This is a genomic window from Shimazuella sp. NTD250 (assembly GCF_059510375.1).
This window is the reverse complement of sequence record NZ_JCAJZS010000009.1, coordinates 1-18,370: the sequence shown is the minus strand read 5'-3', so window position 1 is coordinate 18,370 and position 18,370 is coordinate 1. Positions and strand designations below refer to the sequence as shown.

The following is an 18,370-nucleotide window of genomic DNA, read 5'->3' as shown; positions in this document are numbered from 1 at the left end:
GTCTTCCCTCCTCTTAGTTAAATGAAGAAGCTTGTGGAATAAGGGTTACTTCCTCTGTTTTTTCGTCTGCTTGTCTTTCCAAAATTTGCTTATATTCTTTGGGGATAATGCGAATTAATCTCTCTGTCATCATCTCCCACTTATTTAAGATTTGTTTTGCTTGTTCGCTTCCTGTGAATTGCGCATGTTTTTGAATCAATTGTTTTACTTCCACCAACTCTTTTTCTGTCGCTACCGACTCTAATAAAACCATTTCACGGTTGCAATTCTGGCTGAAGTTTTTTATATCATCTGAAAATGCATAGGCGATTCCACCAGACATACCTGCTGCGAAGTTTTTCCCAATCGATCCAAGGATCACAACCCGTCCACCTGTCATGTATTCACAGCCATGATCACCGACACCTTCAACAACGGCATGAACACCGCTATTGCGAACGGCAAAGCGTTCACCTGCTATTCCACTGATAAATGCTTCTCCTGATGTCGCTCCATAAAAGGCTGCATTTCCTGCGATTACATTATCTTGCGAAGCAAAAGACGCTTTTCGAGATGGATAAACGATCACTTTCCCTCCAGAAAGTCCTTTACCAATGTAATCGTTGGCATCACCTTCAAGTGTTAAAGTAATACCTTTTGGTACAAATGCCCCGAAACTCACCCCTGCTGAACCTTGAAAATGGAAATTTATCGTATGATCAGGGAGCCCTTTTACTCCATATTTCTTCGTCACTTCACTACCGAGAATACTCCCGACAACCCGATTGGTATTGGTTACTGGAAGCACCGCATGGACTGCCCGCCCCTCTTGCAAAGCACTCACACTTAAAGGAAGTAATGTTTTGATGTCCATTGTTGTTTCCAATTGATGATCTCTTAATTTCTGATGATAGTTGCCCAATTCTGCATCTGTTGTTGGACGGTAAAGCAATGAGGATAAATCTAGGTATTTCGCTTTCCAATGCTGCTGATGACGTAGTCCAGCTGTCAATATATCTGTTCTTCCTACCATTTCGTCAAGTGTACGAAAACCGAGGGAAGCCATGATTTCTCGTACTTCTTGGGCGATAAATCGCATGAAATGAACAACATGATCAGCATCTCCTGTAAACCGTCCCCGCAAATCTGGGTTTTGGGTAGCTATCCCAACTGGACAAGTATCTAAATGACATGCGCGCATCATGATACAACCCATAACAACAAGTGGTGCAGTAGAGAAACCAAATTCTTCTGCTCCAAGGACTGCGGCCATCACGACATCGCGACCTGTCATCAGTTTTCCATCCGTCTCCAAAATCACTCGATCTCGCAAGTTATTTAACAATAATGTTTGGTGAGTTTCCGCTAGTCCCAATTCCCATGGTAAGCCAGCATGTTTCATGCTCGATTTTGGAGAGGCACCAGTACCACCATCGTGACCACTGATTACGATGACATCAGCCATCGCTTTGGCTACCCCAGCTGCAATTGTACCTACTCCAGCCTTCGCTACCAGTTTGACACTTATTCGAGCATCGCGATTGGCATTTTTAAGATCGTAGATCAATTCTGCTAGATCTTCGATGGAATAAATATCATGGTGTGGAGGCGGGGAGATAAGTCCTACTCCAGGTGTGGAATTTCTCACTTTCGCAATCCAAGGATACACTTTGGAACCTGGCAGCTGTCCACCTTCTCCTGGTTTGGCACCTTGCGCCATTTTGATTTGAATCTCTTTGGCATGAATCAAATAATCACTTGAAACACCAAATCTGCCTGATGCTACTTGCTTAATGCTGCTGGAACGGGAATCTCCATTTTTATCGGCCGTATGCCGGGAAGGATGTTCTCCTCCTTCCCCACTATTGCTTTTTCCACCGAGACGGTTCATCGCAATAGCCAATGTTTCGTGTGCCTCTTGGCTTAACGCTCCAAATGACATCGCACCTGTTTTAAATCGTTTGACAATCGATTCGATTGACTCGACTTCTTCGAGAGGAACACTTGGCAGCGAAGAATTAAAATCTAATAAATGACGCAAAAAGATGAGTTGTTCTTTATTCGCCATCTCTGTATATTTTTTAAATAAGGTATAGTCATTTTTCCGGCATGCCTGCTGGAGCGTGTGGATAGTCTGGGGCGCAAAGGCATGAGATTCCCCTGTTCTTCTCCACTGAAAATCACTGCCAGCTTCTAAATCTCTCATTTGTAATGCCAAAGATTCATAAGCCTTTGTATGACGAAGAGCCGTTTCTTTGGCGATCACTTCAAGATTAACCCCTCCTAACTGGGAAGGTGTACGAGTGAAATAATAGTCAAGTACTTGCTCATCGATCCCTACTGCCTCAAAAATCTGCGCGCCGCGATAACTTTGAATCGTAGAGATCCCCATTTTAGACATCACTTTTACAATTCCTTCTGTAGCGGTCTGAATATAACGACCCTCAGCTTCCTTCAATCCTATCCCTTTGATAGACCCATCTGCAATCGCTTGCTCAAGTGTTGCAAACACAAGATATGGATTGACAGCATCTACTCCATAACTGATCAGCATGGATAATTGATGCACATCCCGGGCTTCTGAAGTTTCGACAATAATGCTTACTTTTGTTCTTGTACCACGGCGAACCAAATGATGATGCAAACCACTTACCGCCAGCAACGCTGGAATAGGAGCCATTTGTTCGTTCATTTGACGATCTGAGAGAATCAACAGAGACTTGCCATCTTCGATTGCCTGATCTGCCAAAGAAAATAATTCTTTCATCGCTTCTTCCACATTTAATTGAGAGACAGAAAAAAGCATAGGGATGGTTTCTGTTCGAAAAGCAGAATAGGACTGATTAGCAATCTGCCCCAGCTGAACATCAGACAAAACGGGCGTTTCCAGCCGAATTTTTTGACAGTCCCGCGAATGAGGCTGCATCAAGTTGCCTTCGGCGCCTAATAAGGACGTCGTTGAAGTAACCGAAGCTTCTCGAATCGCATCAATCGGAGGGTTAGTCACTTGGGCAAAAGATTGTTTAAAGTAGTTATATAAAAGTTGCGGGCGTTCCGATAAAACAGCTAAGGGGGTGTCACTTCCCATCGAACCAATCGGGTCTTTGCCTTCAGTCACCATCGGCAACAAATTCTTATGCAGTTCTTCCCATGTGTAAGCATTTGTTTTCTGCATGACAAACAACGTGTCTTTATCCAGCTTCTGGGTTACATTTCGAGCCGGGATATCTTCTAAAGAAATAAGATTTTGCATGAGCCAGTCTCGATAAGGGAGTTGATTCGCTACTTGTTCTTTTAACTCTTTGTTTCCGATAATCCGGCCTTCTGCCAAATCTACCAATAATGTTTGACCAGCGCGTAAACGTTTTTTATACCGAATGTTTTCTTCAGGGATGTCGATCACACCAACTTCCGAAGAAAATACAATGTAGTCATCTTTTGTTACACAGTATCTTCCTGGACGAAGTCCATTGCGATCCAAAATCGCCCCGATCTGTGTACCGTCTGAAAAGGCAATTGCTGTTGGTCCATCCCATGGTTCCATGACACTGCTGTGATACTCATAGAAAGCACGAACCGGGTCTACAATTTCCTCATTTTTCTCCCAAGCTTCCGGAATCATCATCATTGCAGCATGGGCTGGAGAACGTCCCGATAATACTAAGAACTCAAAACAGTTATCCAAAATAGCTGAATCTGTTCCATCCATATCTAACACTGGTAAAACTTTTTCTAAGTCATCTCCAAATAAATCGGAGGCAAATGATTTTTCCCGGGCAAACATCCAATTCACGTTACCTCGTAATGTATTGATTTCTCCATTATGCAAGAGATAACGATAGGGGTGGGAACGCTTCCAACTCGGGAAGGTATTGGTACTAAAACGGTTGTGCACCATAGAAAAGGCAGATGTAAAACTTTCATCTTGTAAATCTAAATAGAAAGAACCCAGCTGAAATGCTGTCAACAATCCTTTGTATACAATCGTCCTACTTGATAAACTGACAACATAAACATCGTTGTTCACCAATTTCTCATACTGTTTCCGAATCACATATAGTTTTCTTTCAAATGTTAGCTGGTCTATTTCTCCTGCTCGTCCAATGACTACTTGTCGAATAACAGGAGAATTCTCTCGGGCTATCGTAGTTAAGGTAGAAGGATCAGTCGGAACATCTCTCCAACCGATAACTTGCTGCCCTTCTTGTTCAATCAGAGCTTCTAGTTTTTTCTCCCATTTGTTCCGTTCGCTTTCCTCTTGGGGGAAGAAGACCATTCCAACTCCATAGTGGCCCATTTTTGGTAAAGATGGGAATGCATGTTGAAAAAAAAGATGCGGAATTTGCATTAAAATCCCTGCACCATCACCAGTACCATCGTTTACTCCACCTCGATGGTGCAGCTTTGTCAACATATGAATCCCTTGCTCAACAATTTTATGTGTCGCTTGACCTTGTAAATGCGCAATAAACCCTACTCCGCACGCATCGTGTTCATTTTTGGGGTCATATAGTCCTTGTTTTTGAGGATACTGCATGCTTCCCTCTCCTTTTTCGAAGATGTCAACCTATCTCAAATTAGAATTATTTTCTATAAATTTTATACTTATCTTATATTTTCAAACCGATGCAAACAATATATATTTAAGATAGAAACGATCGCAAAATGAGATGGATTTGAAAAGGAAGAGGTTTTAGTATGGAGTTAAGGCAGATTCAATACTTTATCGAGGTAGCAGAACGTGAACATGTAACGGATGCTGCCTTAGCATTACATGTGGCACAATCTGCTGTCAGTAGGCAAATTGCGAATTTAGAAGCAGAACTCGGTGTTCAACTATTTATCCGCGAAGGTAGAAATATAAGAATTACACCCATCGGGAAGATATTTTTACATCATGCTAAAGCGGCTGTGAGGGCCATCGCTAATGCGAAACAAGAGATGGACGAGTTCCTCGATCCAGAAAAAGGAACGATACGGGTTGGATTTCCAAGTAGTTTAGCTGCACATACTTTACCGACAGTCATCTCTGCATTTCGGGATCAATATCCCCATATCGGCTTTCAACTGAGACAAGGGAGTTATCAACACTTAATTGATGCGGTAAATAAAGGAGAAATCGATCTAGCATTTCTCGGCCCTATTCCTACCGACGAAAAACAAATCGAAGGAAAAATTCTTTTTTTAGAAAAAATCATAGCCCTCTTGCCGATTAGTCATCCCATGTCAGATGCAGCATCTATCCATCTTGACGAATTGCGCAACGACTCATTTGTTCTGTTTCCAACTGGTTTTATTTTGCGGGACATTGTGATCGATGCCTGTACCAAAGTAGGCTTTTCACCCAATATTTCCTTTGAAGGAGAAGATATTGATGCGATTAAGGGACTAGTAGCTACAGGTTTAGGTGTCACCCTGCTTCCTGAGGTTACTTTGATCGATAATGTTCCAAGAGGTACTGCAAAAATTCCTATTCACGTACCAAATCTGACGAGGAATGTAGGGATTGTGATCCCAAAAAATCGCAAACTCCCACCATCGGAACAATTGTTTTATAACTTTGTTACCCTCTTCTTCTCCAGACTAAATGAATTTAACAGCTAGAAATAAAATAGATAGATTTCCTTTTCGAAAGGAGCTTTTCACATGCTTACCAAGCAAAATTCGTTAGTGCGCAGAGATGTTCGTTTCCTCGGCAACATTTTAGGTGATGTTCTCACACAACTCGGTGGAGATGCATTATTTCACCATGTAGAACGAATTAGGGAATTAACCAAACGACTAAGAACAGAATTCCATCCAGAATTACTTGCGACTTGTATCCATGAAATTGAACAGCTGGAACCCGATATGCGCTACGATGTAATTCGCGCATTTTCTATCTATTTTCAATTAGTAAATATCGCAGAACAAAACCATCGCATGCGTCGCAATCGATATCATCGCCGCTCCAAAGAAGGAGAAATCCAACAATTTTCCATTGAAAGTACCATTCAAAACTGGCATGAATCAGGTGTATCAGCAAATGAAGTGGAGCAAATTCTCTCCTTTTTATCATTAGAATTGATCATCACTGCTCATCCAACGGAAGCTGCACGCCGATCCGTACTCAATATCCATAAACGAATTGCCAATCAACTGATACAACTCGATCAAATGGATGAAGACAGTGAAGAACATAGAGAACTGTATCATGCGCTATTTTCAGAAATCAGTACCCTTTGGCAAACAGACCCTCTGCGAAAAAGGAAACCTACTGTTTTGGATGAAGTGAGCAACGGATTATATTATATGGATCAAACGTTGTTCGATGTACTTCCACGTGTACATCAAGAGCTGGGGCGGTGTTTAACAACATATTATCCAGAGCACAACTGGAACGTGCCATCCTTCCTAAGATTCGGTTCTTGGATCGGGGGAGATCGAGATGGGAATCCGTCCGTTACACCAGCAGTCACTTGGCAAACCCTAGTCATGCAGCGAGATTTGGTGATTCGCAAATACGAGCAAAAGATGGAAGATTTGCTCCCTTATATGAGTCACTCTTCTGAGCGAGTAAAGATTTCTAATGAGTTACTGGCTTCGATTAAAAAAGACCGAGAAGAAGTTAACGCTGATGATCTGTCAAAAGGAATCTGGCGAAACCAAGAAGAACCTTATCGGATCAAATGTACGTATGTTTTAGCGAGATTGAAACATACCCGTCTGCAAAAAACCGATGCTGGTGTCTATGCCAACCCTAATGCTTTTTTAGCAGACTTAATGCTGATTCAAGCAAGTCTGCAAAGTCATCAACCAGTGGGCATCGCCATTAGCGAGATCGATAAGTTGATTCACCAAGTGGAGATATTTGGATTTCATCTTTTGTCGCTTGACCTGCGGCAACACAGCGGGGAACACGAAAAAGCAATCGATGAAATTTTAGATACGCTGCAAATAACAAGCGGCTACTCCACCCTATCGGAAGAGAAAAAAATAGAATTACTGACAGACTTACTGGCAGATCCAAGGCCGCTTACATCCCATTTCATGGATTACTCAGCAGATACAAAACAGCTATTAGAGCTGTTCCACCTTGCAGTCAAAGCAAAGGAAGAATTCGGGGAAAACTGTATTTCCAACTACCTCATCAGTATGACACAAGGCACAAGCGATCTTTTAGAAGTCGTATTACTCGCAAAAGAAGTGGGATTGTATCGTCACCACCATGACTCCCGTCTGCATGTCGTACCATTACTGGAGACCATTGATGATCTGCATCGAGCAGAGGAAATCATGGAGAGATACTTTCAAAATCCAATGTTTAAACCAGGGATTGTAAATGGAAGAGCATATCAAGAGATCACTTTAGGCTACTCCGACAGCAATAAAGATGGTGGGATGATCAGTGCAAACTGGGAATTATACCGCGCTCAGATGCGTTTGTGGCGCTTAGCAAAAAAATACAATCTCGACGTGAAGTTTTTCCACGGCAGAGGCGGAGCACTTGGCAGAGGTGGCGGGCCGCTCCATCAAAGCATTATGGCAAATCCTCCTCATACGGTACTCGGCGGGGTGAAAATTACCGAACAAGGTGAAGTACTGTCTTCCCGATACGCAATGAAGCCTATTGCTCTGCGAAGTTTGGAACAAGCAACTTCTACCTACTTACACTCCGTTGCTACTGCTTTAAATAAAGAACAAACGGAAATAAACCCAGAGTGGATGAGAACAATGGAGATAATCTCTAACCACTCTTTGCAGCATTACCAGCAATTGGTGTTCCATGATCCATTTTTTATTCCCTTTTTCCAAGAGGCTACTCCCTTACCCGAAATCGGTGAGCTGAACATCGGATCAAGGCCGACGAAACGGAAAAACAGCCAGCAGTTTTCCGATCTTCGTGCCATCCCTTGGGTTTTCTCATGGACACAGACAAGATACCTCTTTCCAGCTTGGTATGCAGCTGGTACTGGGCTCGCAACCTATTTAGCAGAAAACAAAGCTGGACTTGGCATTTTACAAGAGATGTATCAAAAATGGACATTTTTCTCGACACTTATCAATAATTTGCAAATGGCACTTTCCAAAGCAGATATGGTGATCGCAGAGCAGTACACTTCTCTTGCCCATGATCAAGAACATGCCAAACAAATCCATCAGTTGATTCAAAACGAATTTGACTTGACGAAACAACAGATTTTAGCGATTACCGAACAAACGGAACTTTTAGAACAAAATACCGTCATCCAAGAATCCATCGTACTGCGAAATCCTTATGTAGACCCTCTGAGTTTAATCCAAGTTCATTTATTACAACTGCGCAGGCAGGATCAAGATAACTCGGTAAATCCCTATCTCTTAGAACAAGTATTACAGACGATCAATGGAATTGCCGCAGGACTTCGAAATACTGGTTGATCTAAAAAAAGTGGCTTGTCGTTATCGATAAGCTACTTTTTCCCTTATTTTGATCTATTTTAGTAAATAATCTAGGTTAAACAGCCGATGGAGGGTTTCCACCTCATTACTTAAAGGAACTTTTCAAGTTGTACTATGCAAAAAAACCATATCGTAATTAACCATACGATTTATCGAGGGACAAGGTCGGTAGCCGGACTATATTCAATTCAAATTACTAGGTATTTGCCAATAGCTATACAGCATTTTGGGCTAATCGTCTCACATACAGAAAAGCACACAGATTAGCCAAAATAGCTATCACTGCCAGTCCCCAGAATAGGTTTGCATACGCATGGCTAGGCGGAAGGGCCTGTTGCCATTCTAGCGCGCTAGACAACACGGCAATGCCGAATGCGCCGCTGATAAACTACATCAGTTGAAATAGCCCCATCCCTGAGCCAATTTGGGCGGAGGGTAATATGCACGAGATTTCGTTTGAAACGCTACTGCTGATGATAGCAAATCCTAAGTTCATCAGCATGTACACGAAAACATTCGCTACCCAATATTGGGTACCCACTCCTGCGAACAATACGGCCGCCATTAGTATGAGCATAGGAGTCGCACGCAACATGCTGCTGTTTCCCCGCTTGTCGATCATCGCTCCGACTATTCTTGATAGCAGTATGGATAAAATAGCGCCCGGAAAAATAATAAACCCGGCATGACTCGCACTCAAACCAAAATGCTTCAGTAGCATTTGCGGTAACAAAAACAGCGTGGCGAAGTTGCATAAATAAGATAGAACCCCGATAAAGGCCAGCACAAGATAGGTTTTGTTGGTCAATAATAACGGCAGCACAAACGGGTGATCCGCTTGGCGGATACGCATAACAAAGATGAACAGCCCCAGAATTCCGATCAATAATGCACTAGGATAATAGTATGTCAAAAAAACTAACAGACCTGCCGTACCAGCGCTCAATGATAAGGCCCCCAGCAAATCGAAAGATCGTTTGGGCAGCGACTCTTGTGGAATATAACGTACAAGCAACGGGGCAATGCACAACAGCAAGGATGTAATTGCAAAGAGATATTTCCAACCTAGATATTGCACCACAAAGCCTCCAATCACCGGACCTAGCCCAAATCCCAGTGACACAGAGGACATGATGAACGTCATCGATTTTCCCCGGCGCGCCTGCGGTACGTAACGGGTCAGAAATACGATGGACAGGGAGAGCACTGCACCGGCACCGGCAGCTTGCACAACGCGGGCTGCAAGCAGCATCCAGAAATGGTTGCTAAGCATCGCCCCAATCGACGCGCCTCCTGTCAAAACCAGACTAATGGAGAACAACTGTTTCAACGGAACAAAATCAGACAACCTGCTATAGGTGATCGAGGAGATGGAGAACATAATCGAATAACTGGTGACCGTCAATGAAACGATGGATGAAGGCAAGTTAAAATAATGGCTTAAATCGTCTAACGCCAAATTAAACATGGCCGTATTCATAGTGACCAATACAACGGTAATGCAAAGCAACGTAATAATGACGCCTTCATGGGGAAGAAGGAGCGCTTCGTTTTTCTCGACTATCGTATTGTTGAGTTTATCCTTCATCGGATTTTCCATCTTTCCTTCTTTGATTTTAGGAAGTTATTTATCTAGCGATCTTAGCGAAGTACTCCAGAGTGCGAACCAATTGGGCTGTATAAGATATTTCGTTATCGTACCAAGCTACGGTTTTCACCAGTTGCTGGTCTCCAACCGTTAGAACTTTTGTTTGGGTGGCATCAAATAGAGATCCAAATGTCATACCCTTAATATCGGAAGATACGATCTCGTCTTCCGTGTATCCGTAAGTTTCTGGATCAGAGGCTTCTTTCATGGCGGCGTTAACTTCTTCAACGGTTACCATTGTCTTCAAAACGGCAACGAGTTCAGTCACAGAACCTGTTGGTAAAGGTACACGTTGAGATGCCCCATCCAGTTTGCCCTTCAGTTCTGGGAGAACCAGACCAATGGCTTTTGCGGCACCGGTGGAGTAGGGAACGATATTCTCCGCAGCAGCACGCGCAGCACGGAAGTCGCCTTTTGGATTCGAAGCGTCAAGCGTGTTTTGGTTGCCTGTGTAAGCGTGAACTGTCGTCATTAGCCCCGATTGGATACCAAACTTGTCGTGCAAAGCTTTAGCCATAGGGGCTAGGCAGTTCGTTGTGCAGGAAGCTCCGGAAATAACAGTTTCCGTTCCGTTGAGCGTTTCATGATTCACGTTGTATACAATCGTTTTCATGTCGTCTGTAGCAGGGGCGGAAATGACGACTTTCTTCGCTCCACCCTTCAGGTGAAGCTCGGCTTTTTCTTTCGCGGTAAAGAAGCCTGTACATTCAAGAACGATGTCTACGCCAAGCTCATCCCAAGGGAGTTCTTCAGGATTTCGGTTCGCCAAAACCTTAACCTCTTTACCGTTTACTTTGAGGGCTCCATCAAGAACTTCAATTTCACCATGAAAAGTGCCTTGCGTAGTATCATATTTGAGCAAATAAGCTAACATTTTAGCGTTGGTAAGGTCGTTAATTGCTACAACCTCGATGCCTTCCACATCCTGAATTCGGCGAAAAGCGAGTCGTCCGATTCGTCCAAAACCGTTAATGCCTACTTTTACAGTCATTCTCAAGTCCTCCTATAAGTTTTATTTATTACAAATAGGCGAATGCCCGTCATGAAATCAAAATGGCTTGGTGCTATTTCATTCTGGACCATCTTGTTGCACAATAAAAAGAGACCAATCGGTATCTTTTTATTGTAGCATGATTCTTGTGAATGGCAAGGCCGGAATCGTATAATTTGTTTAGAACAAATGAATTAGAATAAGGTTCATACGGAGGAGCTCATGAAAAAAGGGGATAGAACACGGGAACACATCATTATAAAATCGGCTGAAATTTTTAACCAGAGAGGATATGCTGGTACATCGCTAAATGATATTATTGCCGACACCGGAATTAAGAAGGGGGGCATCTATCGGCATTTTGCCAGTAAAGATGAGATAGCTCTTGAAGCCCACAATTATGCTGCCAGTTTGGTCACCAGAAAATTTTCTGAGGCAGTCGATCAAGAACATTCTGCGTCAGGAAGGTTGATTGCTTTTTTTCGTGTTTATGAAGATGTTGTCAACAATCCACCATTTATTGGCGGATGTCCCATGCAGAATACAGCTGTAGAAAGTGACGATACTCATTCGGAGCTTTGTGATCGAGCAAGGCAAGGGCTTCATACCATCTTGGATATGATGAAAAGTATTATTTGTGACGGGATTAAAGCTGGAGAGTTTAAGGAGGATCTGGATTCGGATGCGCTTGCTTCATTTGCATTTTCCTTGTTGGAAGGAGGCATTTTGCTCAGCAAGTTGGATGGGAGTAACAAGCACATGCTAATGAATATAACAATCTTCTCGTCCTATTTGCAGCAATGCTGCTTAAAGACCAGTTAATTCGACGTACTAGCATGATGAAAGGGAGAGTGTGAGAGTGAATAGTGACTCCTTACTTGTTGAAACTCTAGTCAATAATTGACTTAACTTATATTTAATTAGTGAATATGTTAAAGTAAGAAGGTGAATGTTAATCAGGAAAGGAGTCATTTCTGAATGAGTAGTCTTGCTAATTCATTTCAACTTAAAAACTTACAACTTAAAAATAGAATTGTCATGCCTCCCATGTGCCAATATTCGGTTGAAGCAAAGGATGGCAAACCAAACGACTGGCATTTTGTCCACTATGTTTCCCGCGCTGTTGGTGGAACAGGACTGATCATCATGGAGATGACAGATATTGAACCGGATGGACGAATCAGCGACTATGACTTAGGACTTTGGTCTGATGAGCAGATTCCAGCCTTTCGCCGGATTATCGATGAAGTACATAAATATGGAGCCAAAATCGGCATCCAAATCGCCCATGCTGGCAGAAAAGCAGAAGATGCAGCTGTACCGCTGTCCTCTTCACCGATCGCAGCCAATAAGCATTACAAACAACCGAGAGCATTGACTACAGCAGAAGTAAAAGAACGGGTGCAGATGTTCAAAGAAGCAGCTGTCCGCGCAATAGAGGCAGGAGTTGACACAATCGAAGTCCATGGCGCTCATGGTTATTTGATTCATCAATTTCACTCCCCGGGAATTAACCAAAGAGATGATGAATACGGTCAAGACTCAGCTCTATTTGGCGTAGAAGTCATTCAAGCAATCAAAAGTGTGATGCCGGAAGGAATGCCACTGATCATGCGAATTTCAGCCTTAGAATACATGGATGGCGGTTATGATCTGGAACATAGCATCGAACTGTGCCGCCGTTATCGAGAAGCAGGGGTAGATATGTTTGATGTCAGCAGTGGAGGCGAGGGCCCTGCTGGTAAGAAGAAACCTGCGAATCATCCCGGATACCAAATCCCGTATGCAAGAGCGATCAAACAAGCTCTGCAAATACCTGTCATCGCTGTCGGTATTCTCGATGACCCTGCTCTAGCAGAAGCGACAATTGCCAACGAAGATGCTGATCTAGTGGCCATCGGGCGCGCGATGCTGCGTGATCCATATTGGGCATTACATGCACTGGAAGGAGAAGAACGAATAAGTTTGATTCCAAAACAATATGAGCGTGGATTTTGACCACTTTTAGAAAGACCTTCTAAGTTTAAATCTAGAAGGTCTTTCTGTTTGGCAGCACTTTATCAGCTTTGGTTCGAAAACGATCAATGTGTAATCACGATTTTGCAAATAATATGGTAAGATGAATATATCATCAACTGAACGACCCAAATTGGAGTTCGCATGAACATCGTGAAGCTGATCGTCCACCTGTTCCTCACCGCCCGTCGCTCCCGCAAGGTCGAGCACCCGGCCGAGCAGTTCCTCGCCTACGCGCAGCAGCAGATGAACACGCCCCAGTCGGCGCCTCAGCTCCCCAAGCCGGAGCTCAAGCCGCTCGTGCTCAGCGGTCTGCCGTCGGTCGGCAACAGCGGTGACAAGGGTCGCCCGCCGCACATCACCATCCCGGTGGGAGTGCAGTCGCGTCGGATCGTCTCTCTCTGATCATCGGTCTTCTCCGACAGGTCGTCCACCTCCGCGAACTACAACTGTAGATCGCGGAGACCCGAAATAAGTGGAAATTTCCATTTCATATAGCTTTTCTAATAAACCTTTTGATGCAATTTCCATTGCGCGAGAGGTTTATTGTTTTTTATTGCAGAATAGCTAGTTTATCTGGGCATTCGAATCTTTACCAAGACTCAAAAATGGGACTTCCATACAAGTGATATAATGCTTTTTAAGGTGAACAGATATATTAAATTTATCTAATCTGGATGATAAAAATGATGGGGGAATTGGATGTTTAAGAAATTCAAACGGATTATCATCGGGAAACCGATGAAATCTACTGAAGCGCAGGAACAAAAATTAAGTAACGCAAAGGCTTTAGCGATTCTCTCCTCGGATGCTCTCTCTTCCATCGCCTATGGTCCAGAGCAGATTTTGATCGTATTAGCGAGTATTAGTGTTATCGCTTTTTGGTATTCCTTACCAATTGCAGTCGGTGTGCTTATTCTTTTAGCCGCTCTGATCCTTTCTTACAGACAAATCATCTACGCCTACCCGGGTGGCGGCGGAGCTTATATGGTTGCAAAAGAAAATTTAGGGACGAAATTTGGTCTTTTTGCAGGAGGATCATTGTTAATTGACTATGTATTAACTGTTGCCGTGAGCGTTTCCGCAGGTACAGACGCGATTTCTTCCACTTTCCCTGAATTGCATCCTTATCGTGTATGGATTGCAGTAGGGCTGGTAGTGTTTATTACCGTAGTAAACTTAAGAGGCTTAACCGAATCCGCTTCCATCTTGGCATATCCAGTGTATGCCTTTGTCGTCGCCCTCGCGATCTTGATTATCACTGGACTTTATCAAGTATTAACAGGACATATATCTGCACAAATACATCCAGCAATAGGAACTCCTGTGATGGGGATTAGTTTATTTCTCATTTTAAAAGCGTTTTCTTCTGGCTGCTCCGCTCTTACTGGAGTAGAAGCAATGTCCAATGCTGTTCCCAATTTTAAGGAACCTGCTCCTAAAAATGCAGCATTTACCTTATCCATTATGGGAATCATTTTAGGACTTCTTTTTACAGGAATCGTCTTTTTATGTTACTGGTACGGAATCGCCCCGCAAGAAAAAGAAACCGTTCTTTCCAAGTTGAGCTCATCGGTATTTGGACGAAATTTCTTCTATTATTTTATCCAGGCAACAACTGCACTCATTTTAGTCTTAGCAGCTAACACTGGGTTCGCCGCATTTCCATTACTAGCATTTAACCTAGCAAGAGATAAATATATGCCCCGTGCTTTTAAAGTGAGAGGGGATCGATTGGGATACTCCAATGGGATCATCACCCTTGCATTGGCATCGATTATCTTAATTATTGTCTTTGAAGGGAATACGGAAAATCTGATTCCTCTTTATGCTGTTGGTGTTTTTATTCCCTTTTCGCTCTCCCAAACAGGAATGATTGTCAAATGGAGCAAAACAAAACCAAAAGGCTGGATGGGAAAACTAACGATCAACCTTACAGGAGCATTGATTTGTTATTTGATTCTCGCCATCTTTTTTATCACGAAATTTGGGCAGGTGTGGATGAGTCTTATCTTTATTCCAATTGCTGTTTACATCTTCCATAAAATCTACAATCACTACACTGCTGTCGGAAATCAATTACAAACGGATATATCCGAGAAACTCAGCACCATTGCGAGCGGAAAAAATATCGTGATTGTCCCTGTCGCTGGAATCACAAAAGTGGTAAAACAGTCTATCTTATATGCAAAATCGTTATCCGATAATGTGATCGCTGTTTATGTTGGTTCCAGTCAAGAGTCCATTAAAGAGTTAGAGAAAAACTGGAGAAACTGGGATACTGGTGTAAAATTAGTCGGCTTGATGTCTCCTTATCGCAGTGTCCTGACCCCGCTCAGTCAATTTATCGATGTAGTCAAAGAAAAAGCAGATGCATCTCATTCCCAAGTCACTGTTATCATGCCGCAATTTATCGCTAAGAGATGGTGGCAAAGATTTCTCCATAACCAATCCGGCTTTCTCATCATGGCAAATGTACTTCGCAGGAGAAATATTATTGTGACGATTGTTCCTTATCAGTTGGAGGAATAAGTTCTCTCTAGCACAGCCAAATGCTCTGAAGCAGTGACATTTGGCTTTTTTAATTCCCATTAAAGGAAACTTTCTTTAAATCTTATTTTTGCTGTCTGTCGCAGAAACCCCGCCACGAAATCGAAAAGTCTCCCATCAACCGTATTGGAATATGTATTAGTTGGATGCAAAAAATTCACACAAATCAAACAAGCCATCACAGAACATTTTTTTGCTTGAATGGCTTGTTTTCCATTTATAAAAATATATGAATTCTTCTTTACTTGCTCTCTGTCAGCTCCACTATTTGGCGCTGACAGAGAGTTGAACCAATCAGAGGCTACCGTTGATTACAAATGAACATCTCCAATGACGAGAGCAGCAATACCACCACCACTAGCACTCAGGCTAATGTTCCGGACAACTCCTGATTCCTTCATCGTGATTGACTGAATCACGACGTCGGGCTCGCTGCTGGAATCGTCTAGCTTTTGCTTGATCCTAGCTGCCAGCGTGGATGCTGCTCGGCCTTCGATCTCCTTTTTATCCAAGCGGACAATGGGTTCATCGTCAGGGCAAAACGTAACTCGACAACATTTCTCATCGACGGTGGCCACAACTGTAATGGATGTAACAGACATGAGATCCCCTTGTTGCATTGCATTGGTTCTTCAGCTTACAAGTATAGTATAAAAAAATTTCAAGCTGAATAAAAGCTAAACTAGGAGTTCAGGTCTTTTTGCCTGCTAGAGGAAGCTCATAGATGTCTAAATAATAAATTTATATGATATGATTAAGATCAAACTGTTATCCCCTTTCTCATGGGCAGATACACTTAAGGAGCACTTCTGATGCTTAACTTCAGGAACAAGGAGCTCGCAAAGAAGGTCGTCCTCTGGGGGCTTCCTTTGCAGCCCATGGCTCTCATCGGATATCTGGAGTTGTTCCAGTTCAGCCCTTGGTTGTGCTTGATTCCTGTGGCGGTTTTTGTCCCTACCTTCACCGCCCTGCTGATCGTTTTGGCTCCCAGTCGCCAAGAGGTAGAGGCCAAGATCGTCTCCTTCCTCGACCCGATGAACCTGTCGTTGCTCGTGGTGGGTGCTGTGTTCGCTCTCGGCTTCGTGGTGATCGCATTCGGCGTCAATGTCTGGTACGTGATCGTCTCGATCGGCAGTATTGCTGTCGTTCTGGGTCTGCTCGGCAAGCGTTTGGTGGACAGGGCGGAGCAAGAGTTGAACGGGAAACGCCAGAAGTAGCCTCATATGGACAACAGACCGGCCTCCGCCCGTGTTCAACGGATGAGAGGTCGGCTGCTTTTTATAAATAGAGATCAGGTTTTACACCTACTGAGATAGCAGCTCCCTTAAATAGCAATCTTGCTTTCGAATCTTCTCCAATTCATATATCCAAATATGATGACTCAAGGCAGAACGGAACTGGCTGACCTGTGTGATATTACCAGTACGAATAAATTGCAACAGCCCATCAATGCTTGCTTGATCGATCTCTGCTGCACACTGTTTCACCTGTAATTTCCCATCGTTAATAAGAATTTGAACCGCTTTCAAAAAATCAGAGCGAGTTTCCGCTAATCGCAGTTGTTCAATGAGCAAGACATAATGAATTTCTTCACCAGCATAGTAGACGAAATATTCCGCTAATTTTTTACTCCATTCCATCACATCATCCCACTCCAATTTTTTCTGCCTCCTGCCTCGTGTGAAATATCCATTAGAACTAGGAAAAAATGTCGTAATTCAAACCTTTGATCGTTACTGTATTACTCTCCACCACTACTTTGTTTACTTTACTTAAGGGAATCCTTAAAAGCTCACCGCTAGGAGTTTCTAAGTTAACTACTGCTTGAACGATGTTAGGTTTATATTCAAATGAACATTGAAAAGAAGTGGAATTGCGTTTATGCATCTCTCCAGCAGTCACCTCAATCTTGCTAATATACTCTGGCTGATCGAGTAAAGCAGATAGGTTGATTCTTTTATCTTTGGAAGAAGTTTCACTCATTTTATACACCTCCACTATCAAGTTAACTAATTAAATTATATATTCTATTTATTACTAACTATGGATTTCAGTCATTTTAACTTTTTTAGTAAAATGGGAAAACATTTCAAATTTATCACTTGCGATTTTACAATGGTTTCGTAATTGGGATAAATTTCAATCTAAGAAATTACTTAAAACAGAGGATTTCACTTTATCAGATTATTTTGTGAAGTACTATTATTGGTAGTATAATATGGGAGTGAGTACTTTTGAGAGATTATTCGGATGAGTATATGGCTCGATACACTGTTCGTAAGGTTAGAAAGAAAAAGGGACTTCGTTTAAAGGATATAGAAGATCATCATATTTCAACATCAACAATTTCCAATTTTGAAAGAGGAGAAGAAGTCCGTGATGAAACATTCGATTATTTACTAAAGAAAATTGGATTAAGTCGATTTCAACTTAATCAGTTGATTAAGGAAGAAAAAGAATCAATTGTTGAATTACAGTTTTCTTTAGAATGTATCGAATCACTTTTGGAATTAGGACTCAAAACATCAGCGAAAAAACAACTAGATATTATTCATATCGAAGAGTTTCATCCACTAACACCGTATACCTTTTATTTAAAAGGTTTCATGAACAAACATATAGATTGGAAAAAAGCTAGCAAAAACTTTGAAACTGCTTTACGTTTAATTAAGCAACATCAAATCGAATTAACAGATAACATCATAGCTGCATGCTATAACCAATTAAGTATCTGCTGTTTTAATCAAAATGATTTACAACAAGCT

At 42.4% G+C, this 18,370-nt stretch carries 14 protein-coding genes; 8 read left to right on the top strand and 6 right to left on the bottom strand.

Annotated features, from left to right (window positions below; all coding sequences use genetic code 11):
* Positions 1-13 precede the first annotated feature (13 nt).
* Positions 14-4,516, bottom strand: coding sequence for a glutamate synthase large subunit (gene gltB / locus AC5WOF_RS17845; protein WP_496051296.1), 4,503 nt, complete (start codon positions 4,514-4,516; stop codon positions 14-16).
* A gap of 161 nt (positions 4,517-4,677) precedes the next feature.
* Here gltB and gltC point away from each other — a divergent pair, with 161 nt between their 5' ends.
* Entirely contained in the window at positions 4,678-5,583 is a 906-nt protein-coding gene (gene gltC / locus AC5WOF_RS17840) for a glutamate biosynthesis transcriptional regulator GltC (protein ID WP_496051295.1), read from the top strand.
* A 42-nt stretch (positions 5,584-5,625) separates the two neighbouring features.
* Positions 5,626-8,379: a phosphoenolpyruvate carboxylase gene (gene ppc, locus AC5WOF_RS17835; RefSeq protein WP_496051294.1), complete on the top strand. Its 2,754-nt coding sequence runs from the start codon at positions 5,626-5,628 to the stop codon at positions 8,377-8,379.
* Between the two features lie 409 nt (positions 8,380-8,788).
* Here the strand turns inward: ppc and AC5WOF_RS17830 are convergent, their stop codons facing one another.
* Positions 8,789-10,000 carry an MFS transporter gene (locus tag AC5WOF_RS17830; RefSeq protein ID WP_496051293.1) on the bottom strand — a complete coding sequence of 404 codons (1,212 nt, stop codon included), beginning with the start codon at positions 9,998-10,000 and terminating at the stop codon, positions 8,789-8,791.
* A gap of 28 nt (positions 10,001-10,028) precedes the next feature.
* Entirely contained in the window at positions 10,029-11,039 is a 1,011-nt protein-coding gene (gene gap / locus AC5WOF_RS17825) for a type I glyceraldehyde-3-phosphate dehydrogenase (RefSeq protein ID WP_496051292.1), read from the bottom strand.
* A gap of 222 nt (positions 11,040-11,261) precedes the next feature.
* Between gap and AC5WOF_RS17820 the strand changes: the two genes are divergently transcribed.
* From AC5WOF_RS17820 to AC5WOF_RS17805, 4 genes are all read left to right on the top strand, one after another.
* Positions 11,262-11,861, top strand: coding sequence for a TetR/AcrR family transcriptional regulator (locus tag AC5WOF_RS17820; RefSeq protein ID WP_496051291.1), 600 nt, complete (start codon positions 11,262-11,264; stop codon positions 11,859-11,861).
* A 156-nt stretch (positions 11,862-12,017) separates the two neighbouring features.
* The gene (locus tag AC5WOF_RS17815) at positions 12,018-13,037 is read left to right on the top strand and encodes an NADH:flavin oxidoreductase/NADH oxidase (RefSeq protein WP_496051290.1); all 1,020 of its coding nucleotides are present in this window, start codon (positions 12,018-12,020) and stop codon (positions 13,035-13,037) included.
* Positions 13,038-13,199: 162 nt separating this feature from the next.
* A complete protein-coding gene (locus AC5WOF_RS17810) occupies positions 13,200-13,460 on the top strand; it encodes a hypothetical protein (RefSeq protein ID WP_496051289.1) in 261 nt (86 codons plus the stop codon).
* Between the two features lie 297 nt (positions 13,461-13,757).
* On the top strand, positions 13,758-15,587 hold the full coding sequence (locus tag AC5WOF_RS17805) for an APC family permease (RefSeq protein ID WP_496051288.1): 1,830 nt from the start codon (positions 13,758-13,760) through the stop codon (positions 15,585-15,587).
* Between the two features lie 329 nt (positions 15,588-15,916).
* Here the strand turns inward: AC5WOF_RS17805 and AC5WOF_RS17800 are convergent, their stop codons facing one another.
* The gene (locus tag AC5WOF_RS17800) at positions 15,917-16,207 is read right to left on the bottom strand and encodes a hypothetical protein (RefSeq protein WP_496051287.1); all 291 of its coding nucleotides are present in this window, start codon (positions 16,205-16,207) and stop codon (positions 15,917-15,919) included.
* A gap of 210 nt (positions 16,208-16,417) precedes the next feature.
* On the opposite strand from AC5WOF_RS17800, the gene AC5WOF_RS17795 reads away from it, so the two are divergent.
* On the top strand, positions 16,418-16,822 hold the full coding sequence (locus tag AC5WOF_RS17795) for a hypothetical protein (protein ID WP_496051286.1): 405 nt from the start codon (positions 16,418-16,420) through the stop codon (positions 16,820-16,822).
* An 87-nt stretch (positions 16,823-16,909) separates the two neighbouring features.
* On the opposite strand, the gene AC5WOF_RS17790 is transcribed toward AC5WOF_RS17795, so the two are convergent.
* On the bottom strand, positions 16,910-17,263 hold the full coding sequence (locus AC5WOF_RS17790; protein WP_496051285.1) for a hypothetical protein: 354 nt from the start codon (positions 17,261-17,263) through the stop codon (positions 16,910-16,912).
* Positions 17,264-17,303: 40 nt separating this feature from the next.
* On the bottom strand, positions 17,304-17,588 hold the full coding sequence (locus AC5WOF_RS17785; RefSeq protein ID WP_496051284.1) for a hypothetical protein: 285 nt from the start codon (positions 17,586-17,588) through the stop codon (positions 17,304-17,306).
* A gap of 251 nt (positions 17,589-17,839) precedes the next feature.
* On the opposite strand from AC5WOF_RS17785, the gene AC5WOF_RS17780 reads away from it, so the two are divergent.
* Positions 17,840-18,370 (top strand): helix-turn-helix domain-containing protein (locus tag AC5WOF_RS17780; RefSeq protein ID WP_496051283.1); only part of this gene is annotated, 531 nt, incomplete at its 3' end.